21 protein-coding genes are annotated in these 20,023 nt (G+C 71.1%); 12 read left to right on the forward strand and 9 right to left on the reverse strand.

Annotation, left to right across the window (positions count from 1 at the left end; genetic code table 11):
* The first annotated feature begins 129 nt into the window (after positions 1 to 129).
* The gene (leuA, locus tag AC1DWJ_RS14850) at positions 130 to 1,875 is read left to right on the forward strand and encodes a 2-isopropylmalate synthase (RefSeq protein WP_477621184.1); all 1,746 of its coding nucleotides are present in this window, start codon (positions 130 to 132) and stop codon (positions 1,873 to 1,875) included.
* A gap of 63 nt (positions 1,876 to 1,938) precedes the next feature.
* Here leuA and AC1DWJ_RS14855 read toward each other — a convergent pair whose 3' ends face one another.
* Both AC1DWJ_RS14855 and AC1DWJ_RS14860 read right to left on the reverse strand, forming a co-directional pair.
* Positions 1,939 to 3,279, reverse strand: coding sequence for a hypothetical protein (locus tag AC1DWJ_RS14855; protein WP_477621185.1), 1,341 nt, complete (start codon positions 3,277 to 3,279; stop codon positions 1,939 to 1,941).
* A gap of 105 nt (positions 3,280 to 3,384) precedes the next feature.
* Entirely contained in the window at positions 3,385 to 4,014 is a 630-nt protein-coding gene (locus AC1DWJ_RS14860; protein ID WP_477621186.1) for an alpha-ketoglutarate-dependent dioxygenase AlkB, read from the reverse strand.
* A gap of 80 nt (positions 4,015 to 4,094) precedes the next feature.
* On the opposite strand from AC1DWJ_RS14860, the gene AC1DWJ_RS14865 reads away from it, so the two are divergent.
* The 3 genes from AC1DWJ_RS14865 to AC1DWJ_RS14875 are packed head-to-tail and all read left to right on the forward strand — an operon-like array spanning position 4,095 to position 5,899.
* A complete protein-coding gene (locus AC1DWJ_RS14865; protein WP_477621187.1) occupies positions 4,095 to 4,229 on the forward strand; it encodes a hypothetical protein in 135 nt (44 codons plus the stop codon).
* A 51-nt stretch (positions 4,230 to 4,280) separates the two neighbouring features.
* Complete coding sequence (recO, locus tag AC1DWJ_RS14870; RefSeq protein WP_477621188.1) at positions 4,281 to 5,120, forward strand: DNA repair protein RecO; 840 nt, start codon at positions 4,281 to 4,283, stop codon at positions 5,118 to 5,120.
* Positions 5,121 to 5,122: 2 nt separating this feature from the next.
* A complete protein-coding gene (locus AC1DWJ_RS14875) occupies positions 5,123 to 5,899 on the forward strand; it encodes an isoprenyl transferase (protein ID WP_477621216.1) in 777 nt (258 codons plus the stop codon).
* Positions 5,900 to 5,991: 92 nt separating this feature from the next.
* Here the strand turns inward: AC1DWJ_RS14875 and AC1DWJ_RS14880 are convergent, their stop codons facing one another.
* From AC1DWJ_RS14880 to AC1DWJ_RS14905, 6 genes are read right to left on the reverse strand one after another with little or no spacing between them, the layout of a single operon-like run.
* A complete protein-coding gene (locus tag AC1DWJ_RS14880; RefSeq protein ID WP_477621189.1) occupies positions 5,992 to 6,411 on the reverse strand; it encodes a Fur family transcriptional regulator in 420 nt (139 codons plus the stop codon).
* Entirely contained in the window at positions 6,408 to 7,403 is a 996-nt protein-coding gene (locus AC1DWJ_RS14885; protein WP_477621190.1) for a metal ABC transporter permease, read from the reverse strand. Before AC1DWJ_RS14885 ends, AC1DWJ_RS14880 begins: the two co-directional genes overlap by 4 nt.
* Positions 7,400 to 8,233 (reverse strand): metal ABC transporter ATP-binding protein, encoded by an 834-nt coding sequence (locus AC1DWJ_RS14890; RefSeq protein ID WP_477621191.1) that lies wholly within the window; start codon positions 8,231 to 8,233, stop codon positions 7,400 to 7,402. The genes AC1DWJ_RS14885 and AC1DWJ_RS14890 overlap by 4 nt, the downstream gene beginning before the upstream one ends.
* Positions 8,230 to 9,171 carry a metal ABC transporter substrate-binding protein gene (locus tag AC1DWJ_RS14895; RefSeq protein WP_477621192.1) on the reverse strand — a complete coding sequence of 314 codons (942 nt, stop codon included), beginning with the start codon at positions 9,169 to 9,171 and terminating at the stop codon, positions 8,230 to 8,232. The genes AC1DWJ_RS14890 and AC1DWJ_RS14895 overlap by 4 nt, the downstream gene beginning before the upstream one ends.
* Before the next feature lie 42 nt (positions 9,172 to 9,213).
* The gene (locus tag AC1DWJ_RS14900; protein ID WP_457255818.1) at positions 9,214 to 9,498 is read right to left on the reverse strand and encodes a DUF6703 family protein; all 285 of its coding nucleotides are present in this window, start codon (positions 9,496 to 9,498) and stop codon (positions 9,214 to 9,216) included.
* Positions 9,499 to 9,533: 35 nt separating this feature from the next.
* Entirely contained in the window at positions 9,534 to 10,730 is a 1,197-nt protein-coding gene (locus tag AC1DWJ_RS14905; protein ID WP_477621193.1) for an aminotransferase class I/II-fold pyridoxal phosphate-dependent enzyme, read from the reverse strand.
* Between the two features lie 92 nt (positions 10,731 to 10,822).
* On the opposite strand from AC1DWJ_RS14905, the gene AC1DWJ_RS14910 reads away from it, so the two are divergent.
* The 7 genes from AC1DWJ_RS14910 to AC1DWJ_RS14940 all read left to right on the forward strand — a co-directional run bounded on the left by AC1DWJ_RS14910 (position 10,823) and on the right by AC1DWJ_RS14940 (position 17,845).
* Positions 10,823 to 12,214, forward strand: a complete 1,392-nt coding sequence (locus tag AC1DWJ_RS14910; RefSeq protein ID WP_477621194.1) for a glycine--tRNA ligase — start codon at positions 10,823 to 10,825, stop codon at positions 12,212 to 12,214.
* Between the two features lie 133 nt (positions 12,215 to 12,347).
* Positions 12,348 to 12,899 carry a SigE family RNA polymerase sigma factor gene (locus tag AC1DWJ_RS14915; RefSeq protein WP_477621195.1) on the forward strand — a complete coding sequence of 184 codons (552 nt, stop codon included), beginning with the start codon at positions 12,348 to 12,350 and terminating at the stop codon, positions 12,897 to 12,899.
* Positions 12,896 to 14,158: a hypothetical protein gene (locus tag AC1DWJ_RS14920; RefSeq protein WP_477621196.1), complete on the forward strand. Its 1,263-nt coding sequence runs from the start codon at positions 12,896 to 12,898 to the stop codon at positions 14,156 to 14,158. Before AC1DWJ_RS14915 ends, AC1DWJ_RS14920 begins: the two co-directional genes overlap by 4 nt.
* Positions 14,159 to 14,227: 69 nt before the next feature.
* Positions 14,228 to 15,175: an ABC transporter ATP-binding protein gene (locus tag AC1DWJ_RS14925; RefSeq protein ID WP_477621197.1), complete on the forward strand. Its 948-nt coding sequence runs from the start codon at positions 14,228 to 14,230 to the stop codon at positions 15,173 to 15,175.
* Positions 15,172 to 15,960, forward strand: coding sequence for an ABC transporter permease (locus tag AC1DWJ_RS14930; RefSeq protein WP_477621198.1), 789 nt, complete (start codon positions 15,172 to 15,174; stop codon positions 15,958 to 15,960). Before AC1DWJ_RS14925 ends, AC1DWJ_RS14930 begins: the two co-directional genes overlap by 4 nt.
* A 59-nt stretch (positions 15,961 to 16,019) precedes the next feature.
* The gene (locus tag AC1DWJ_RS14935; protein WP_477621199.1) at positions 16,020 to 17,240 is read left to right on the forward strand and encodes a sensor histidine kinase; all 1,221 of its coding nucleotides are present in this window, start codon (positions 16,020 to 16,022) and stop codon (positions 17,238 to 17,240) included.
* Positions 17,240 to 17,845, forward strand: coding sequence for a response regulator transcription factor (locus tag AC1DWJ_RS14940; RefSeq protein ID WP_457255886.1), 606 nt, complete (start codon positions 17,240 to 17,242; stop codon positions 17,843 to 17,845). The genes AC1DWJ_RS14935 and AC1DWJ_RS14940 overlap by 1 nt, the downstream gene beginning before the upstream one ends.
* A 22-nt stretch (positions 17,846 to 17,867) precedes the next feature.
* Here AC1DWJ_RS14940 and AC1DWJ_RS14945 read toward each other — a convergent pair whose 3' ends face one another.
* Complete coding sequence (locus AC1DWJ_RS14945; RefSeq protein WP_477621200.1) at positions 17,868 to 18,716, reverse strand: sulfurtransferase; 849 nt, start codon at positions 18,714 to 18,716, stop codon at positions 17,868 to 17,870.
* A gap of 38 nt (positions 18,717 to 18,754) precedes the next feature.
* Between AC1DWJ_RS14945 and dusB the strand changes: the two genes are divergently transcribed.
* A complete protein-coding gene (gene dusB / locus AC1DWJ_RS14950; RefSeq protein ID WP_477621201.1) occupies positions 18,755 to 19,954 on the forward strand; it encodes a tRNA dihydrouridine synthase DusB in 1,200 nt (399 codons plus the stop codon).
* Positions 19,955 to 20,023: the final 69 nt, after the last annotated feature.

A 20,023-nucleotide genomic window follows, 5' to 3' on the forward strand; every position in this document is an offset into this window, starting at 1 on the left:
GTTCACTGCGCCTCCTCCTTCGCCGCCGCGGCGGGGCCTGACCGATCAGCCGCCCCTCGTCGCGGAGTTCGCGTTGCCGGCTGAGACCCTGAGTACGGCCAACTGCAGCGAATCGTGAGGCGAGACACCATGATCCACCCCCAACAGCCGTCGGGCATGCCGGTCGCGAAGTACGTCCCCTTCCAGGACCAGATCCCCTTCGCGCTCCCCGACCGCACCTGGCCCACCCGCGTCATCGAGCAGGCGCCGCGCTGGTGCGCCGTCGACCTGCGCGACGGCAACCAGGCCCTGATCGACCCGATGAGCCCCGACCGCAAGAAGCGGATGTTCGAGCTCCTGGTGCGGATGGGCTACAAGGAGATCGAGGTCGGGTTCCCCTCGGCGAGCCAGACCGACTTCGACTTCGTGCGGATGCTGATCGAGGACGACATGATCCCCGACGACGTCACCATCCAGGTGCTGACGCAGTGTCGCGACCACCTCGTCGAGCGCACCTTCGACTCGATCCGCGGCGCCAAGCAGGCCATCGTCCACTTCTACAACTCGACGTCCATCCTGCAGCGACGCGTGGTCTTCGGGCTCGACCAGGACGGCATCGTCGACATCGCGCTCCAGGCCGCGCGCCTGTGCCGCAAGCTCGAGGAGACCATCCCCGACACGACGGTCTACTACGAGTACAGCCCGGAGTCCTACACCGGGACCGAGCTCGAGTTCGCCGTGCGGATCTGCAACGAGGTGGCCGACGTCATCGACCCGACCCCGGACCACAAGATGATCATCAACCTGCCGGCCACGGTCGAGATGGCGACCCCGAACGTCTACGCCGACTCGATCGAGTGGATGGTCCGCCACCTGGAGCGGCGCGAGTCGATCGTCGTCAGCCTGCACCCGCACAACGACCGGGGGACCGGTGTCGCCGCGGCGGAGCTGGGCTACCTCGCCGGCGCCGACCGCATCGAGGGCTGCCTGTTCGGCAACGGCGAGCGCACCGGCAACGTCGACCTGGTCACGCTCGGCATGAACCTCTTCAGCCAGGGCATCGACCCGCAGATCGACTTCTCCAACCTCGACGAGATCCGTCGCACCGTGGAGCACTGCAACCAGCTGCCGGTGGGGGAGCGCCACCCGTGGGGCGGCGACCTCGTCTTCACGGCGTTCTCCGGCTCGCACCAGGACGCGATCAAGAAGGGCTTCGAGGACATGGAGCGCCAAGTGGCGTCCAGCGGCAAGTCCATCAACGAGCTCGTCTGGGGCGTGCCCTACCTGCCGATCGACCCGCACGACGTGGGCCGGTCCTACGAGGCCGTGGTGCGGGTCAACAGCCAGTCGGGCAAGGGTGGCGTCGCCTACCTGCTCAAGGCGGAGCACCAGCTGGACCTGCCGCGCCGGCTCCAGATCGAGTTCAGCGGCGTCGTGCAGGCCAAGACCGACAGCGAGGGCGGCGAGGTCAGCGCGGCCGAGCTGTGGTCGATCTTCCAGGACGAGTACCTGCCGGCCGTCGACGGTGCGGTCAACACCTGGGGCCGGTTCACGCCGATCAGCCACTCGCTGCTCAGCGAGCAGGGCGGCGTCGACCGGATCAGCGCGACGATGCTCGACCGTGGCGTGGAGGTCACCGTCGAGGGCACCGGCAACGGCCCCATCGCGGCGTTCATCGATGCCATGTCAACGCTGGGCGTGGACGTCCGCGTGCTCGACTACGCCGAGCACGCCCTGTCGGCCGGTGGCGACGCGAAGGCTGCGGCCTACGTCGAGTGCGCCGTCGGTGACCGCGTGCTGTGGGGTGTCGGGCTGCACTCCTCGATCGTCAAGGCGTCCCTGACCGCGGTGCTCTCCGCCGTGAACCGTGCGGAGCGGATGACCCTCGCCGAGTGACGGCGGGTATGCCGCGCCGGCTCCGGCCACCCGGCATGCCTCGCCTCAGCGGTGCGATGGTGTTCAGTCGTGCCAGTCCTCGCGGCGGACCTCGTCCAGGTAGCCACGGGGGACGTAGTCGCCGATCTCGTCCGGGCCGCCCAGGTCCTCCACGATGGTGCTCGCCATGACCCTCTGACGCCACAGGGTGATGTGGCCGGAGTCGTCGCGCAGCGTGACGTAGGCCGTGCCGTCGAACACGGCCGCGTCCACCACCACACCCTTCGGGAGATCCACGGACCTCCACCCCGAGTCGTGATGGGTCCAGACCTGTCCGCCCGTCGGCGTCTGCACGGCGAGGACGAGAGCGTCGTCGTCGGCGAACGAAGAGAGGGCAACGACGAGGACGGGCTCATCCGGGTCCACGGGGATGTCGGGTAGCTCGACGCGCTCGAACCCGCGGCGGTGCTCCGACGTCCGCAGGACCACCGCGGTGCCGTGGGAGGTCCCGGCGAGCCAGGTGTCCAGCGTGTCGCCCACTGCGTCGGTCAGCACCTCCAGTGAGGTCGCCAGCCGCTGCTCCGCCCAGGTCCAGCTGTCGGGACCAGTGCCATCACTCCAGCCAGCCCATGCGCGCACCCGATAGGGCCCGTCAGAGTCGGTCGCATCGCGCACGGAGGCGGCGACTAGAACCTGCGGGTCGGTGCCGGCGGACCGGACCACGCTGCCGGGCTCGACCACGCAGCAGCCCTGGCCGTCCGGCGGAGCCACCTTGACCAAGTGGTCCGCTTGCAGGGTCCAGACGCCCAGCCGATCGCCGCCGGCGGTGGTCGTCGTGCCCGCTGCGATGGGGAAGACGCCATCGTCGTCGATGGCGACCGACTGGACCTTGACGGCGTCGTCCATGGTGCCGTCGGCAGCCAGCCGCCGCGCGGTCGCTGGGGGGTCGTGCAGCTCGAGGGCCCACCGCACCGGAAGCTGGGTGTCAGCGCTGTACAGCTGGGGGGTCGCCGCCGGCCTCGAGCTGGCCAGCAGGGACCACTCGGCGGCGGTGTCGAAGGCCATCACGTGCTGGGAGGGCAGCCAGGCCACGCAGGCGAACCGTCGATCGAAATCCATCTCCTCGAGGCACGATCCGTCGCCGCGCCGCCCGACGAACATCATCCCGATCACGCCCACGGTGTCGATCGGCCCGGACAGCTCATCGGGCGTGGCGACGCGCGACCACCCACCGACCACTGTCGGTCCCGACCGGGGGGCCGCCGACCGGTCCGACGTGCGTGGTGCCGGGAAGCGTTCGCACCCGGAGGCCAGCAGTGTGGCCGCTGCCGCCACGAGGGCGGCGGCGAGGGTGAGAGGGCGCCGTCGCAGGCTCAAACCCGGCCGATGTCCGTCGTCGTCCTGGACATCGAGAGCCCGTGTCACCTGATCCCCCGATGGTCTCCGTGCACGGATTCCCGCGTCCGCGCGGCCCACATGCTGCCACACGCACGAGCCCACAGGGGGCGGAACGGGACTGGCCCGGGTGCCCTAGCGCACCCCGCGGGGACGGAACTGGATCGAGATCCGCGGGCCGACCGCCTTGGTCGTCTTGGGGATCGCGTGGTCCCAGGTGCGCTGGCACGAGCCGCCCATCACGACCAGGTCGCCGTGACCGAGCGAGAAGCCCATCGAGGGGCCCCCGCCCCGCGGACGCAGCATCAGGGAGCGCGCCGAGCCGACGGAGAGGATGGCCACCATGGTGTCGAGGTCCTTGGACCGGCCGATCCGGTCGCCGTGCCACGCCACCGAGTCGCGACCGTCGCGGTAGAGGCACAGTCCCGAGGTCGCGAACGGCTCGCCCAGCTCGGCGGCATAGTGGCTGCTCAGCGCCTCACGGGCCTGCGTCAAGGCGGCGTGCGGCAGGACCTCGTCCTCGTCGTAGAACTTGAGCAGCCGGGGCACATCGACCATGCGCTCGTACATCTCGCGCCGCTCGGCGTGCCATGGCACCTCGTGGTGGAGCAGCTCGAACAGCGTGTCGGCGCCGGCCAGCCAACCGGGACGGTAGTCCACCCAGGCCCCGCGGCTGAGCGGGGTGCGGTGCAGGCCGTCGGTCAGGGAGTGCAGCGCGATGTCGTCACCGGTGTCGAGCAGGGAGCCCTGGAATGCCGTGGACATGGCGGCACTCTAACCCACATTCGAACAGGTGTTCTAGTCCGACACGGCATCCAATTGGCGCGTGACGCTACCGTCGTCCCATGACCGAGCGTCGCGCCGAGGACGACGCGCTGGCCCGCGGCCTGGCCTGTGGGCTCTGGGCGGGCCTGGTCGCGCTCGTGGTCATCCTCGTCATCATCGGCCTCGCCTTCTTCGGGCTGGGGCTGCGCGGCTGACCATCGGCACGGCATACCGGCTTCCGGGACGGGACTTGCGACAATGGGGCCATGCCCCTGTACCGCGACGAGGGAATCGTCCTGCGCACCCAGAAGCTGGGTGAGGCCGATCGCATCGTCACGCTGCTCACCCGCGGTCTGGGCAAGGTGCGGGTCGTCGGCAAGGGGGTGCGCCGCACCAAGAGCCGGTTCGGGGCTCGGCTGGAGCCGGCCATGATGGTCGACGTCCAGTGCTACGAGGGCCGCAACCTCGACACCGTGACCCAGGCCGAGTCGCTCGCCTCGTGGGGTGACGTGCTGGCCCGCGACTACACGACCTACACCGCTGCGGCCGCGATGCTCGAGACGGCGGACCGGCTCACCGAGGAGCGCGAGCCCAACCTCCAGCAGTACCTCCTGCTCCAGGGCGCGTTGCGCTCGATGGCCGAGGGGCTGCACGACCCCGGCCTGGTGCTCGACGCCTACCTGCTCCGGGCGCTCGCCATCGCGGGCTGGGCGCCGAGCTTCCACGACTGCGCCCGGTGCGGCGCCGAGGGTCCGCACCGCGCGTTCAACCTCGCGGCGGGTGGCACGGTGTGCCCGGTATGCCGCCCGGTCGGCTCCGCTGCGCCGGCGCCGGAGACCTTGTCGTTGCTGGCGGCCCTGCTCGCCGGCGACTGGGTCCTCGCCGACGCGTCCCAGGGACGCCACCGCAGGGAGGGCAGCACCCTGGCCAGCGCCTTCCTCCAGTGGCACCTCGAGAAGGGTGTGCGATCGTTGCGCCTCGTGGACCGACGTGACCCCGACGCCCAGCCGAGACTCGACTCCCGCGTGACGTGGGCGCCGGCCCCTCTCAGCGTGGTGGACACGGTGGAAGAGGCGCACGCCGCCGCGCAGGCGGCCCAGGCGTGAGCATGGTCTACCCGAAGCCGTTCGCCCACCCGAGCGGAGCCCAACCTCCCTCTCTCCCAAGGGAGCTCGTGCCGCGCCACATCGCCATCGTCATGGACGGCAACGGCCGCTGGGCCAACCAGCGTGGTCTCCCGCGCACCAAGGGACACGAGGCCGGTGAGGCGGCGCTGCTCGACGTGACGGCCGGCGCGATCGAGGCCGGGGTGACCCACCTGTCGGCCTACGCGTTCTCGACCGAGAACTGGAAGCGCAGCCCCGACGAGGTGCGCTTCCTGATGGGCTTCAACCGCGACGTGATCCGCCGGCGCCGCGACCAGCTCCACGAGTGGGGCGTGCGGATGCGCTGGGTGGGTCGGCGCCCGCGCCTCTGGGGTTCGGTCATCCAGGAGCTCGAGACCGCCCAGGAGCTCACCAAGGACAACACCGGGCTGACGCTCTACTTCTGCGTCAACTACGGCGGACGCGCCGAGATCGCCGACGCGGTGCAGCGGATCGCCGAGCAGGTGCAGCGCGGCAAGCTCAAGCCGGGATCGATCGACGAGAAGACCATCGCGCGCCACCTCCCCGAGCCGGACATGCCCGACGTCGACCTGTTCGTGCGGTCGTCGGGGGAGCAGCGCACGTCGAACTTCCTGCTGTGGCAGAGCGCCTACGCGGAGATGGTCTTCCAGGACACCCTCTGGCCCGACTACGACCGACGCCACCTGTGGGCCGCGATCCAGACCTACGCCGAGCGGGACCGACGCTACGGCGGGGCGGTCGACCGGGCCGCGACCTAGCCGCGGGTTCCAGGAACCTTTGCTAGCAAAGGTTGCTCGTTGGTGGACAGGGTGCAACCTGTCCACCTGCCAGTTTCCTTTGCTAGCAAAGGTTACTGAGTCGAGCAGGCCCCGCAGGTGCCGAAGATCTCCAGGGTGTGGTGCACGTCGGTGAACCCGTGCTCTGCGCTGACCTTGTTCGCCCAGGCCTCGACGGTCGGTCCCTCGACCTCGACGGTGCGTCCGCACACGCGGCACACGAGGTGGTGGTGGTGACCGGTCGAGCAGGCGCGGTAGACCGCTTCGCCGTCATCGGTGCGGAGCATGTCGATCTCGCCGTCGGCGGCCATTGCCTGGAGGTTGCGGTAGACGGTGGCGAGGCCGACCTTGTCTCCCGTGTCGCGCAGGATGGCGTGCAGCTCCTGGGCGGAGCGGAACTCGTCGTTCTCCGCCAGCACCGCTGCCACGGCAGCGCGCTGCCGCGTGGGGCGACGGGTGCCCTCGAGAGCGGGGCGTTCGCGGGTGCCGGTCATGGCTGGGCCGCCTCCTTGGCGTGCTGGCTCGAGTCGTGCTCGTCGTAGTGGCCCTCGTGCGGGGCGTGCCGGTGGCCGTCGTGCACGTAGTCCACGTGGTCACCGTGGGCGACCGCGGGGTGGCCGCACTCCGGGCCGTGCTCGTGGTCGTGCCGCTCGGCCCGTCGGTGCTGGTGGGCGCGGGCCCTGGCAACCGTCGCGGTCGCCGTTGCCGCCACGACGAAGAAGCCGATCGCCAGGAGCACGATCGTCCCGCCCGACGGGGTCTCCGCGTAGAACGACGCGATCACGCCCCCGACGCTGGAGACCACGCCGACGGCGACCGCCCAGCGGGTCGAGGCCCGGAAGCTGCGACCGAGCAGCTGCGCGGTGGCGTTGGGGATGATCATCAGTGCACTGATGAGCAGGAGCCCGACGACCCGCATCGAGACGACGACGGTCACGGCGGTGAGCACGGCGAGGGCGATGTTGAGCCCCGTCACGGGCAGCCCGCTGGCTCGGGCGTACTCCTCGTCGTTGGCCACCGCGAACAGCCACGGGCGCAACAGCCAGGTGCCGACGAGCACGACCAGCGCCAGCCCCGCGAAGACCCACAGGTCCTTCTGGTCGGCGGTGGTGATGGCCCCGAAGAGGTATGCCGTGAGGTTGGCCGGGCTGCTGCTCGGCGACTTGGCGATGATGACCACGCCGGCGGCGATGCCGCCGTAGAACATCACCGCGAGGGCGATGTCGCCGCTCGTGCGACCGCGCCCGCGGATCAGCTCGATGGCCACGGCGGCGGCGACCGCCGCCACCAGGGCCGTGAGGACGGGTGCCTGCCCGGTGAGGACCCCGACGGCCACGCCGGCGAGCGCCACGTGGCCCATGCCGTCGCCGATCAGGGAGAGCCGACGCTGCACCAGGAAGACCCCGACGAGTGGGGCGGCGATGCCGACCAGGACTGCGGCGATGAGGGCCTGCCGCATGAAGTCGAGGGAGAGGAGCTCGCTCATGAGTGCACCTGTCCTCGGGGGTCGAGTGGGCCGGCCGACGGGGCGCCGGGGAGCCTGGGGGAGCGCACGCGGTTCTCGTCCTCGTGGTGGTGGTGGTCGGCCGATGACACGAACTCGCCTGTCCTGGCAGCGAACTCGTCCCGTGAACCGTCGAAGACGAGGTGGCCACCCTGCACCACGACGATCCGGGTGACGATGTCTGCCAGTGCTGCGAGCTCGTGCGTGACGATGACCATCGTCGTGCCCCGGGCAGCGAGCCGGGCGAGGACGGTGGAGAGCACCTGCTGGTTGGCGGTGTCGACGCCGGCGGTCGGCTCGTCCATGAGCAGCACGTCGGGGTTGGAGGCGAGGGCGCGGGCGATGAGGACGCGGCGCTGTTGCCCACCCGACAGGGTGGCGACGTCGGCGTGGGCGCGGTCGTTGAGCCCCACGACATCGAGGGCGCGGTCGATGATCGCGGCATCCTGCGACGACCTGAGCACCGGACGCCACCACCGGTGGTGCGACAGGCGGCCGACGGCCACGATCTCCGCGACCGTGGCGCGCACCGACGCCGACAGGGTGTGTCGTTGGGGGACGTAGCCCAGCCGGGCGAAGTCGGAGAAGGACTCGCGCGGCTGGCCGAACAGCTCGACGTCCCCGCCGAGGTGGTCGTTGAGGCCGAGCAGCCCGCGCACGAGGGTGGACTTGCCCGAGCCGTTGGGCCCGAGGACCGCGACGACCTCACCGGGGTGGATCGCGAGGGTGGCCCCCGTGACCACGGCTTGGTCGGCGTAGCCGAAGGAGGCGTGCCGCAGCTCGATGATGGGCGTGGACTCGGTGGTCGTCATGAGCACTCCTGTCCCGCGCGCAGGACCTGCAGGTTGGCCCGCATCACGCTCGGGTAGTCGCGGCCGGCGGAGGCGGAGGTGATGCCCTCGATGGGGTCGAGCACGGCCAGTCTGGCACCGGTCTCCCGGGCGAGCGTGCGGGCCACGTCCTCGCTGACGAGCGTCTCCGCATACACGGTGCTCGCTCCGGTCTCGCGGATGTGTCGGGTGAGCTCGGCCATGGCGGCCGGGCTCGGTTCGGCGTCGGGGGTCAGCCCGGTGATCGCCTCCTGGTGGAAGCCGTAGGTCTGCGACAGGTAGCCGAAGGCGGCGTGCGACGTGACCAGCTCGTCGATGACACAGGTCTTCAGACCGGTGCGGAACTCGTCGTCGAGGGTCGTCATCGAGGCGCGGAAGGCCGCTGCGTTGGCCCGGTAGGCCGCGGCGTTGGCCGGGTCGCGGTCGGCCAGCCGGCTGGCGATCGCGTCGCCGACGTCGGCGTACCGCAGCGGGTCGAGCCAGAAGTGGGGGTCCCGAGCGCCGTGCGCGGCGTGTTCCTCCGCGGTCTCGGCGCCGTGCTCGTGGGCGTCCTCGACCGCGACGAGGTCCAGTCGGGCTGCGGCGGACACGTCGAGAGCGGTCTGCTTCGCCTGCTCACCGACGGCGGCGTCGACCGCCGGCTGGAAGTGGGACTCGTAGACGACGACGTCCGCCTGGGCGATCGTGGCGACCTGGCGCGGGCTCAGCTCGAGGTCGTGGGGCTCGGCCCCCGGCTTGGTCAGGCCCTGCACCGCGACGTGCGCGCCGCCGATCTGCTGCACGGCGTACTGCAGGGGGTAGAAGGCTGCGACGACCTCGAGCCGACCGTCGTCGGCGCCCCGCCCCCCGGTCGCGCCACAGGCGGAGACCACGGCGATGGACAAGAGGCCCGCGAGCAGACCGAGGGGGCGAAGCGTCATGACAATCATTCTCATCTTAAATGAGAACGATTGTCAAAGTCGTCAGCTGCGGGGCAGCGCCTGGGTGACCGTGATGGCGACGGCGATGAGCAGGACAGCGACGCGTCCTGCCCGCGCCCCCGAGTCGAGCGCGGGCCAGGCCAGGTAGAGGGTCCACGCCAGGAAGGCGACCACCACGGCCAGGAACACCCAGCCCCAGCCCGACACGAAGATCCCGGCCACCATGAGGGCGAGCACCACGAGGAAGGGGACGGCTCGCGGCAGCCGGTTCAGGGTGTTGACGAGGGGCAGGCTGGCGTCGGTGACGCGCTCACGCAGGGAGGGCACGGGCGAAACCCTATGTCGTCGGGTCGGCTGGGTCGTCAGCCGGCGCGGACCTGGTCGAGGACCGACGCGAAGTGCGGCAGGCTCGCCTCGATGGTCTCCATGGTGGCGGTCAGGCAGATCCGGAAGAACCCGGGCGTCTCGAACAGCCGCCCGGGCATCACCAGGACCCCGGCGTCGGCGAGCAGGCCCACGAACGCCTCGTCGTCGGCCACCGGCGACCTCGGGAAGAGGTAGAAGGTGCCCTCCGGGGTGGCGACGTCGTAGCCCATCTCGCGCAGGGCCACGGTCATCCGGTCGCGCTTGGCCTGCAGGTGCGCCACGTCGAGCGAGAGCGTCTCGAGGCGGGGGACGGCGTACTGCATCACGGCGTTCGGGAACAGCCAGCCGGCGGCCACCTGCAGGCTCTCGACGGCGTCGATGACCTGCTCCGCCTCGGGCAGCTGCGGCGGGAGGGCCAGGTAGCCGAGCCGCTGGCCCGGGGCCAGCAGCGTCTTGCCGTAGCTGTAGCAGAGCATCGTGTGGGGATAGAACTCTGCGGGGCTGCGAAACCGTGCGCCGTCGAAGACGATCCGGTTGTACGGCTCGTCGGAGATGAGGTAGATCCGCCGCCCGTTGCGGGCCGAGGCGGCCTCCAACAGGTCCGCCAGCGCGCGGAGCGTGGACTCCGGGTAGATCCGGCCGGTGGGGTTGTTGGGGGAGTTGACCACGACCAGCCGCGTGCGGGGTGTGATCGCGGCGGCGATCGCGTCGAGGTCGAGGTCGAAAGTCTCGGGGTCGATGCGGACCTTGACCGGCACCAAGCCGGCCTCCAGCGCGAGCGCTTCGTAGAGGAACCACGGTGGCAGGCTGTAGATGACCTCGTCGCCAGGGTCGGCCACGGCCTTCATCGACAGGGTGATCGCCCCGAACCCTCCGGTGGTCATCCGGATCCGGTCGGCGGTCCACGGCAGGTCCACCACCGTGCGCAGCGAGGCGGCGGCCGCCTCCTGCGCCTCGACGAGGCTGAACTTGTAGGCGAACCACAGCTCGTTTTGCGGTACGACCGCATCGCGCAGCGCCTCGACGTACTCCGGGATCGGCATCTCGTGCGGGTCCCCGAAGGTGAAGTCCAGCACGCCGGGCTCGAGCCGGCGCTCCTGGTAGCCCGACTTCCTGGCGAACTCGAACAACATCCGGAACGGGGCGGCGTCGCCGATGCGGAGGCTGCGTTCGGAGACGGGACGGTCGCTCACGGTGCCCCCTCGGACGGTGGGTGTGCCGTCGAGCGTAGGCCGCGCGGCATACCCCGTCGAGGGGCGAGCAGGCGCACAGTAGCCTTGCGCGCATGGCTGCACCCTCCACCGTCGACACCGTCGTCTCCCTCTGCAAGCGCCGCGGGTTCGTCTTCCCCTGCGGTGAGATCTATGGCGGCACGAGGTCCGCGTGGGACTACGGGCCGCTGGGCGTGGAGCTCAAGGAGAACATCAAGCGGCAGTGGTGGCGGACCATGGTCACCGGTCGCGACGACGTCGTGGGCCTCGACTCCTCCGTGATCCTGCCCCGCCAGACGTGGGAGGCCTCCGGCCACGTCGCCACCTTCTCCGACCCCCTGGTCGAGTGCCTGTCCTGCCACAAGCGGTTCCGGGCCGACCACCTCCAGGAGGCCGTGGCCGAGAAGAAGGGCATCGAGAACCCCGTCGACGTCAGCCTCGCCGACGTCGCCTGCACCAACTGCGGCACGCGCGGCCAGTGGACCGAGCCCCGTCAGTTCTCCGGCCTGCTCAAGACCTACCTCGGTGTCGTCGAGGACGAGTCGGGCCTGCACTACCTGCGCCCCGAGACCGCCCAGGGCATCTTCCTCAACTTCCTCAACGTGATGAACTCCGCGCGCCGCAAGCCGCCGTTCGGCATCGCCCAGACGGGCAAGAGCTTCCGCAACGAGATCACGCCCGGCAACTTCATCTTCCGCACGCGGGAGTTCGAGCAGATGGAGATGGAGTTCTTCGTCAAGCCCGGCGAGGACGAGGACTGGCACCAGTACTGGATCGACGAGCGCACCCGCTGGTACACCGACCTCGGCATCAACCCCGACAACCTGCGGCACTACGAGCACGCCCAGGAGAAGCTCAGCCACTACTCCAAGCGCACCGTCGACATCGAGTACCGCTTCGGCTTCACGGGCAGCGAGTGGGGCGAGCTCGAGGGCATCGCCAACCGCACCGACTTCGACCTCAAGACCCACAGCGAGCACTCCGGCACCGACCTCGTCTACTTCGACCAGGCCAGCGGCGAGAAGTACACCCCTTACGTCATCGAGCCCGCGGCGGGCCTCTCGCGCTCGCTCATGACCTTCCTCGTCGACGCCTACACCGAGGACGAGGCGCCCAACACCAAGGGCGGGGTCGACAAGCGCGTCGTGCTCAAGCTCGACAAGCGCCTCGCCCCGGTCAAGGCCGCGGTGCTTCCCCTGTCGCGCAACGCCGACCTGTCGCCCAAGGCCCGCGACCTCGCCGCCACCCTGCGCCAGCACTGGAACATCGACTTCGACGACGCCGGCGCGATCGGCCGCCGCTACCGTCGCCAGGACGAGATCGGCACGCCGTTCTGCATCACGGTGGACTTCGACACCCTCGAGGACCACGCCGTGACGATCCGCGAGCGTGACTCCATGGCCCAGGAGCGCGTGTCGCTCGACAAGGTCGAGGAGTACCTCGGCGGGCGCCTGCTCGGCTGCTGACCGCAGCGCCTCCTGCGCCACCCGTTGCCCGCGTATCCCGCGGGCCAACCTTTTGGCCTCGCCCGTGCGTTACTGGGGTGAGAGCCCTCGCCGGGCAGTGTCGGCGAGGCAGGTCGTCAGGCTGGAGGTGGGTATGCAGCAGGACGTGGACGAGGACTTCGCACGGTACGTGCGGGCCCGTCAGCACCGCCTCCTGCGCGCCGCGTTCCTCGTCTGCGGTGACCTGCACCTCGCGGAGGACCTCCTACAGGGCGCCCTGGCCAAGCTCGCCACGCGGTGGGAGCGGCTGCGCCACGAGAACCCGGATGCCTACGTCCGCAGGATCCTCTACCGCGACGCGGTGTCGTCGTGGCGCCGGACCAGGCGCGAGAGCCTGTCGCTCTTCCCCGAGCTCGAGCTCGAGGGGATCGAGCCGGACCGGACGTCTCGGGCAGGGGAGCGCGTCGACCTGCTGCGTGCCCTTGCGCAGCTGACCCCGAAACAACGGGCGGTCGTGGTGCTCAGGTTCTTCGAGGACCGCAGCGAGGCGGACACGGCCGAGGCGCTCGGGGTCTCCGTGGGCACGGTGAAGAGCCAGACCCACGCCGCGCTCGCCAAGCTGCGCACCCTCCTGCCGGAGTTTGCGCCGCACCTGGCCGGACCGCACCCGTCCGGACCGCACCCGTCTGCCGAGGAGCCGTCATGACCGACCGTGACCTGAGCGCCCTGCTGGAGCGGGCGGCGGAGGACGTCGTCGAGCTCGACTTCGCCGAGAACGCGTGGAACGCGGCGCTCGAAGGTCGGCGGAGCCGCCGACGCAGGTTCGTGGCCGGTGCGGGGGCCGTTGCCGCGGCCGCGCTCGCCGTGACAGCCGTCCAGCTGGGTGGGTCAGACGACCCGAAGCCCGGCCCCGCCATCTCGTCCACCACCTCGGCCACCCGGGGCGCGCTCCCGGACGGCACGGCATACGCGGTCATGCCCCCGGAGGGCAAGGAGGCGCAGCTGCCCGACTTCGACGCCGGGCTGCCCTCGACGATCGACGTCGGCGCTAGGACCGAGGCGTTCTCGCCGGCCCGGCCCCCGGCCTCGGTCGTGGCCGTCTACCTGCGTGCGGACGGCGAGCGCTTCCACCCGGTCCTCGTCACGGGCGACGGCCGCCAGCTCGAGGTCGCCGGCGTCGCCCTCGTCTGGACCACGGACTCGGGCGGCAACCAGGCCACGCCCCTCGGCCCGCGCGCGGTCGGCGGTGGTGGTCGCTACGTCGTCTTCCCGCAGCGTGACCACGTCGTGCGGCTCGACACCCAGACGGGTGCCACGGTGTCCTACCCGATCCCCTCGGAGCACGTGGAGTGGGCCGGCTGGAACGGCGCGGGGAGCCTGGTCGTCGCGCGCGACGCGGAGAACACGTGGACCGTCGACCCCTCGACGGCGGGGGCCCCGGCCGTCGCCGTGCGCGGCGGCTACGAGGGCACCTTCCGCGTCACGGCCAGCGACACGGTGCCGGCCGACGTCCGCGTCACCAGGTTCGATGCACACGGCGTGCCGCTGGGGTCCACGCCAGTGCGCAGCCCGGTGTCGGGGCTGTGGGGCGAGACGGTCAACACCGAGGAGCTGGCCGCCACCGGTGCGTTCTTCGACCAGAACATCACCTCGACGGTGATCCGCAGGGGGTTCGGCCCGATCTACCAGGGCCTGCTGGTCGTCGAGCCCTCCTCCGCGGCGGCCACGGTGCTGCTCGCGCCGGAGAACCCCGACGGGCAGACCGGGCGGTTCAAGGGCTGCTGCACGGTGCTCGGGTGGGCGGACGCCCAGACCGTCCTCTTCCAGTCGGTGGGCAGCCACGGTCGCTGGATCCTGGCCTGGAAGACGACCACGGGCGAGGTGTTCGACGTCTCGCGGATCACCACCGCGGCACCCGACGACCCGGCCACCCCGGTCGCCCTCAACGTCGGCCGGCGCGACTGACAGACGTCATGGTCGGCTCATGACGACTGTGTGAGGACCGCGACGCCCGCCCACGGCACCGTGGTCGGCATGACACAGTCGGCTGGCAGCTCACCAATGCAGACGCTGCCGGTGGCGCGCACCACTGCGGTGCCGGCCATCGAGCTGCGAGGCCTCACCAAGAGCTTCGGCCGCGTCCACGCGGTGCGGGGGATCGACCTGACCGTGCGGCCCGGCGAGATCATCGCCTTCCTCGGCCCGAACGGTGCCGGCAAGACCACGACGATCGACATGATGCTCGGCCTGTCGAGGCCGGACGGCGGCAGCGTGCAGGTCTATGGCATGGGGCCGTCCGCCGCGGTCCGCCACGGACTGATCTCGGCCGTCATGCAGACCGGCGGCCTCCTCAAGGACCTCACTGTCGCCGAGACGCTGCGCCTGACCGCGAGCCTGTTCAGCGACACCCGCCCCGTCGCGGAGGTGCTGGCCCGCGCAGGCATCTCCGACCTCGGCGACCGCCGGGTCGGCAAGTGCTCGGGCGGCCAGCAGCAACGGCTGCGCTTCGCCATGGCGCTCCTGCCGGACCCGGAGCTCCTCGTGCTCGACGAGCCCACCACCGGCATGGACGTCACGGGCCGACGGGACTTCTGGGCTGCCATCCGCGAGGACGCCGAGCAGGGGCGGACCGTGCTGTTCGCGACCCACTACCTGGAGGAGGCGGACGCCTACGCGGACCGCATCGTCCTGGTCAGCCACGGACAGGTGGTCGCCGACGGCACCGCCTCCCAGGTGAAGGCGCTGGTGTCCGGACGCACCATCCGCGCGACCCTTCCGGATGCAGATGTGCCTGCGCTGCAAGGACTTCCAGGCGTCGAGACGGTCGAGGTGCGTGGCGACTCGGTCCTCATCGCCACCACCGACAGCGACGCCGTGGCCCGTCACCTGCTGAGCGCGACCGACGCCCACGACCTCGAGATCACCTCTCGGGGACTCGAGGACGCCTTCATCTCGCTGACCGCCGAGGAGGATCAGTCATGACCACCGCCACCGGCACCGTCCCGGAGCGGGCCGTCCCACCCCTGGGTGGGTTCAACTCGACCCTGCTGCGCATCGAGCTGCGGCGCTTGCTGCGCAACCGCCGCACGGTGATCTTCTCGATCGTCCTGCCGGTGGTCTTCTTCCTGCTCTTCGGCACCGGCAAGGACTACTCCCTGAAGAACGCCGGGCACGGCAATGTCGCGAGCTACGTGATGATCTCGATGGCCCTCTACGGCGCCATGCTCTCGACCACCGCGGGAGGGGCCATGGTGTCGACCGAACGCAGCCAGGGGTGGAGCCGCCAGCTGCGGCTCACCCCGCTGACGCCGACGGCCTACATCGCGGTGAAGGTCCTCGTGGCGATGCTCCTGGGCGGCCTGTCCGTCGCGGTCGTGTACCTCGCCGGGTCGTTCACGCAGGCGCAGATGGACCACCACCTGTGGTGGGAGACGGCGCTCATCGCGTGGGTGGGGTCCCTGGTCTTCGCCGCCTTCGGGGTGTTCATGGGCTACCTGCTCCCGAGCGACAACGTCATGCAGATCCTCGGGCCGGGACTGGCCCTGCTGGCCTTCCTCGGCGGGCTCTTCACCCCGCTCGACCAGATGGGCCAGACCTTCCAGACCATCGCGAAGTTCACGCCCATGTACGGGCTCAGCGAGCTGGCCCACGCTCCCCTCACCGGCACGGCGCCCGGCTGGGGGGCAGGCGTCAACGTGGTGGCCTGGCTGGCGGTCTTCGCGGGAGGCGCGGCATGGCGGTTCCGTCGCGACACAGCGCGCGTCTGACCCTGCTGGCGGCGGTGCGCTCGTTCACCGCCGGCCCGGTCTCTGACAGGCTGGGCGGTGTGAGCGAGCGCAACGCCGAGGGAGGACGGACCACCGGTCCGCGGGCCCAGTTCTTCGGCGACACCGGCGACGACACGTGGGGCGGGAGGATCGTCGGGATCTTCTTCGCCGGCATCTGGTTGGTGTTCCTCTCCGACGCCTTCAACGCGGCCTGGCAGCAACGGCAGAACCTCCGCGCTGACGGTGGGCTGGTCGTGCTCGTCCTGTTCGGCGTCCTCTACCTGGTGCACTTCTCCCACCTCCGCGCCGCGGTGTGGGGGACGAGGGGCTCCGTCGCGTCGCGCTGGTACGTCACACCGATCGGGATCGCGTCGTGGGCAGGGTTGGCCCTGCTCGCGGCCCTGGCCACTGTCACGGTGGGCCAGAAGGGCGCGGCGACCTGGGTGTTCCTCGCGGTGTCAGGGCTGTGGACCTTCCGGGTCCGCGTGGGACTGGCCATCGGCGCCTGCTTGGTCGCCCTCTACGAGCTGCTCACCTTCCACGTCGACGGCTGGACGCACGACGTCAGCATCAGCATGTCGATGGTGCTGGCCATGCTGGCCGTGACCGGAGGCATGATCGCCTCCCAACGGCAGCGAGCGCTCGCCGAGGCCCGGGAGGAGAACGCCCGCCTCGCCATCCAGGACGAGCGCAACCGGATGGCGCGCGACGTGCACGACATCCTCGGGCACAGCCTCACCGTCATCACGGTGAAGGCCGAGCTGGCCGCCCGGTTGCTCGAGGTCAGCCCCGAACGCGCCAAGGCGGAGGTGGCCGACCTCGAGCGGCTGGCGCGAGACGCACTCGCCGACGTCCGGCAGGCGGTGGCGGGCTTCCGTGAGATGTCCTTGCCGGCCGAGCTGGCCCGGGCCCGCGCGTCCCTCGCGACGGCTGGCATCGAGGCCGACCTGCCCACTGCTGCCGACGCCGTGCCCAGCCACCTGCGCGAGCTCTGCGCGTGGACCCTGCGCGAGGGCGTCACGAACGTCATCCGGCACAGCCGTGCGACGAGCTGCCGGGTGATCCTCGACGAGCACGGGATCACCGTCACGGACGACGGCGCCGGCGTGCAGCCCGGCAGTCCCGGCACGGGGTTGCTGGGCCTCCAGGAGCGCGCCGAGGCTGCCGGCGCCCGCCTCGTGGCGGGATCGCTGGAGCCGCACGGCTACCGGCTGTCGGTCACCGCACCGTCCGACCCGCGACAGTCCGACCCCGACACCCACGAGAGGGTAGAGGCATGATGATCCGACTGCTGCTCGCCGACGACCAGGCGATGGTGCGCGGCGCCCTCGCGACGCTGCTCGGGCTCGAGCCCGACATGGAGGTCGTCGCCGAGGTGGGCAGTGGTGACGAGGTCGTCGCCGCCGCCCGAGCCAGCAAGCCGGACGTGGCGCTCGTGGACGTCGAGATGCCCGGGCTGGACGGCATCGCCGCCACCGCGGCGCTGCACGAGGCGATGCCCGGGGTGCGGGTCCTCATCGTGACCACCTTCGGACGACCGGGGTTCCTCCGTCGGGCGCTCCAGGCCGGTGCGAGCGGGTTCGTCGTCAAGGACACCCCGGCGCGACAGCTCGCCGAGGCGGTGCGCCGGGTGCACTCGGGTCTGCGGGTCGTCGACCCGGCCCTCGCTGCCGACTCGCTCGCGGGGGGCGAGTCGCCGCTGACCGCCCGCGAGACCGAGGTGCTCATCGCGGCGCGCGAGGGTGGCTCGGTCGCCGACATCGCCCGGGACGTCAGCCTCTCCGAGGGGACCGTGCGCAACCACCTGTCCTCCGCGATCGGCAAGACCATGGCGCGCAACCGCGCTGACGCCGTCCGGATCGCCGACGAGTACGGCTGGCTGTAGCCCGTCCGGCGGGAGGTCGGTCTCAGTCGCCGGTGGCGACCGGCCGGCTCGGGTCGGTGATCCACTCGCTCCACGACCCGGGATACAAGGCCGCTTCGACGCCTGCCTCCTCCAGTGCGAGCACCGTGTGCGCGGCGGTCACCCCGGAGCCGCAGTATGCCGCGACCGGACCCACCGGGCCGGGTGCGGGAACTCCCTTGCGGGAGAACAGCTCCCGCAAGACCTCGGCATCGAGGAACCGGTCGTCCGGGCCGAGGTTCTCGGTGGCGGGGGCGCTCACGGCTCCCGGGATGCGGCCGGCCACCGGATCGATGGGCTCGGTCTCGCCACGGAACCTCTCCACGGCGCGCGCGTCGAGCAGGACACCGTCGCTGGCGACTTGGGCCGCCGCGGTGGCGTCGACCACCGGCATCCCACCCGCGTGGGCCTCGAAGGTCCCGGCGCCGGGCTCGGGGAGCTCGCGGGTCACGGGTCCACCGGCGGCGCGCCACGCAGCCAGGCCTCCGTCGAGGACGCGCACGTCACTGGCCCCGAAGTAGCGCAGCACCCACCAGGCCCGCGCCGCCCCGAACGACGGACCCTGGTCGTAGACGACGATGCGCGAGTCGTTGTCGGCTCCACACCGCTGGGCGGCGGCTGCGACCGAGTGGGCCTGGGGGAGTGGGTGACGACCCCCGCGACCGGGAGGCCCGGCCAGCTCGGCGTCGAGGTCGACGTGATGGGCCCCCGGGAGGTGCGCCGCGGCATACAGGTCACGCCCCGGTGGTCCGGCCGTCGTCGTGAGGTTCCACTGGACGTCGACGAGCACGACCGAGGCCGGGTCGCGGGTGACGTCGACGAGCAGCTCGTCGGCGCTGATCAGGGCACGCATTCGGCCAGTCAAGCACCAGATGGGACACTGGTGCCGCCATGACCGCCACCACTGCCTCCCTGCTGCCGCCGCTCACCATCGGGCGCCACACCATCGAGTCGCCGGTCGTGCTGGCGCCGATGGCGGGCATCACCAACCGGGCGTTCCGCAAGCTGTGCCGTGAGTACGGCAACCAGGGGCTGGACCAGGGCGGCGCGAGCGGGGCGACCTCGCTCTACGTCAGCGAGATGATCACGTCCCGGGCGCTCGTGGAACGGACGCCGGAGTCGATGCGGCTGATCGAGCACGACCCGGAGGAGAGCCCGCGGTCGATCCAGCTCTACGGCGTGGACCCCGCCACTGTCGCGGCGGCCGTGCGGATGCTGGTCACCGAGGACCGCGCCGACCACATCGACCTCAACTTCGGCTGCCCCGTGCCCAAGGTGACCCGCAAGGGCGGCGGCGCCGCCCTGCCGTGGAAGCGCGACCTGTTCGAGGCCATCGTCCGCGGGGCGGTGCGCGAGGCGAGCCCGTATGACGTGCCGGTGACCGTGAAGATGCGCAAGGGCATCGACGACGACCACCTGACCTACCTCGAGGCGGGCCTGACCGCGGAGCGGGCCGGTGTCGCGGCCGTGGCGCTGCACGGGCGCACGGCCTCCCAGGCCTACTCCGGCGAGGCCGACTGGACCGCCATCGCGCGGCTCAAGGAGACGGTGAAGACCATCCCAGTGCTCGGCAACGGCGACATCTGGTCGGCCGAGGAGGCCGTGCGGATGACCCGTGAGACCGGCTGTGACGGCGTCGTGGTCGGCCGCGGGTGCCTGGGTCGTCCGTGGTTGTTCACCGACCTGGCCGCGGCCTTCGCCGGCGCCCCGGCGCGCGTCGAGCCGACCCTCGGCGAGGTGACCGCCACGATGCGCCGGCACACCGAGTACCTCATCGACTTCTACGACGACGAGTACAAGGCCTGCCGCGACATCCGCAAGCACATCGCCTGGTACCTCAAGGGATTCCCTGCCGGCTCCACCGTGCGCCACCACCTCGCGCTGGTCGACTCGATGGCGGCCCTGGACGAGCTGATCGCGTCGATGGACCCCGACGCGGCGTGGCCGGGTGACGCCGCCGAGGGCCAGCGTGGGCGCGCAGGTTCGCCGCGCCACGTCGCCCTGCCTGAGGGCTGGCTCGACAGCCGCGAGCTCAGCGAGGCGCACCGCGAGGCGGTCGCCGAGGCCGAGCTGTCCGTCTCCGGCGGCTGACCCGACTGAGCCACCTCGGTCCGTCAGGAATCGAGAAGATCGCCGCACGCGCCGTGGCTAGGCTTGGCC

Source organism: Pedococcus sp. P2_D7, assembly GCF_056404295.1.

Coding starts and splice junctions, on each gene's coding strand:
- leuA (WP_477621184.1), top strand. CDS start 130: ATGATCCACCCCCAACAGCCGTCGGGCATGCCGGTCGCGAAGTACGTC.
- AC1DWJ_RS14860 (WP_477621186.1), bottom strand. CDS start 4,014: ATGTCCACGGCATTCCAGGGCTCCCTGCTCGACACCGGTGACGACATC.
- AC1DWJ_RS14865 (WP_477621187.1), top strand. CDS start 4,095: ATGACCGAGCGTCGCGCCGAGGACGACGCGCTGGCCCGCGGCCTGGCC.
- recO (WP_477621188.1), top strand. CDS start 4,281: ATGCCCCTGTACCGCGACGAGGGAATCGTCCTGCGCACCCAGAAGCTG.
- AC1DWJ_RS14875 (WP_477621216.1), top strand. CDS start 5,123: ATGGTCTACCCGAAGCCGTTCGCCCACCCGAGCGGAGCCCAACCTCCC.
- AC1DWJ_RS14880 (WP_477621189.1), bottom strand. CDS start 6,411: ATGACCGGCACCCGCGAACGCCCCGCTCTCGAGGGCACCCGTCGCCCC.
- AC1DWJ_RS14885 (WP_477621190.1), bottom strand. CDS start 7,403: ATGAGCGAGCTCCTCTCCCTCGACTTCATGCGGCAGGCCCTCATCGCC.
- AC1DWJ_RS14890 (WP_477621191.1), bottom strand. CDS start 8,233: ATGACGACCACCGAGTCCACGCCCATCATCGAGCTGCGGCACGCCTCC.
- AC1DWJ_RS14895 (WP_477621192.1), bottom strand. CDS start 9,171: ATGACGCTTCGCCCCCTCGGTCTGCTCGCGGGCCTCTTGTCCATCGCC.
- AC1DWJ_RS14910 (WP_477621194.1), top strand. CDS start 10,823: ATGGCTGCACCCTCCACCGTCGACACCGTCGTCTCCCTCTGCAAGCGC.
- AC1DWJ_RS14915 (WP_477621195.1), top strand. CDS start 12,348: ATGCAGCAGGACGTGGACGAGGACTTCGCACGGTACGTGCGGGCCCGT.
- AC1DWJ_RS14920 (WP_477621196.1), top strand. CDS start 12,896: ATGACCGACCGTGACCTGAGCGCCCTGCTGGAGCGGGCGGCGGAGGAC.
- AC1DWJ_RS14925 (WP_477621197.1), top strand. CDS start 14,228: ATGACACAGTCGGCTGGCAGCTCACCAATGCAGACGCTGCCGGTGGCG.
- AC1DWJ_RS14930 (WP_477621198.1), top strand. CDS start 15,172: ATGACCACCGCCACCGGCACCGTCCCGGAGCGGGCCGTCCCACCCCTG.
- AC1DWJ_RS14940 (WP_457255886.1), top strand. CDS start 17,240: ATGATCCGACTGCTGCTCGCCGACGACCAGGCGATGGTGCGCGGCGCC.
- AC1DWJ_RS14945 (WP_477621200.1), bottom strand. CDS start 18,716: ATGCGTGCCCTGATCAGCGCCGACGAGCTGCTCGTCGACGTCACCCGC.
- dusB (WP_477621201.1), top strand. CDS start 18,755: ATGACCGCCACCACTGCCTCCCTGCTGCCGCCGCTCACCATCGGGCGC.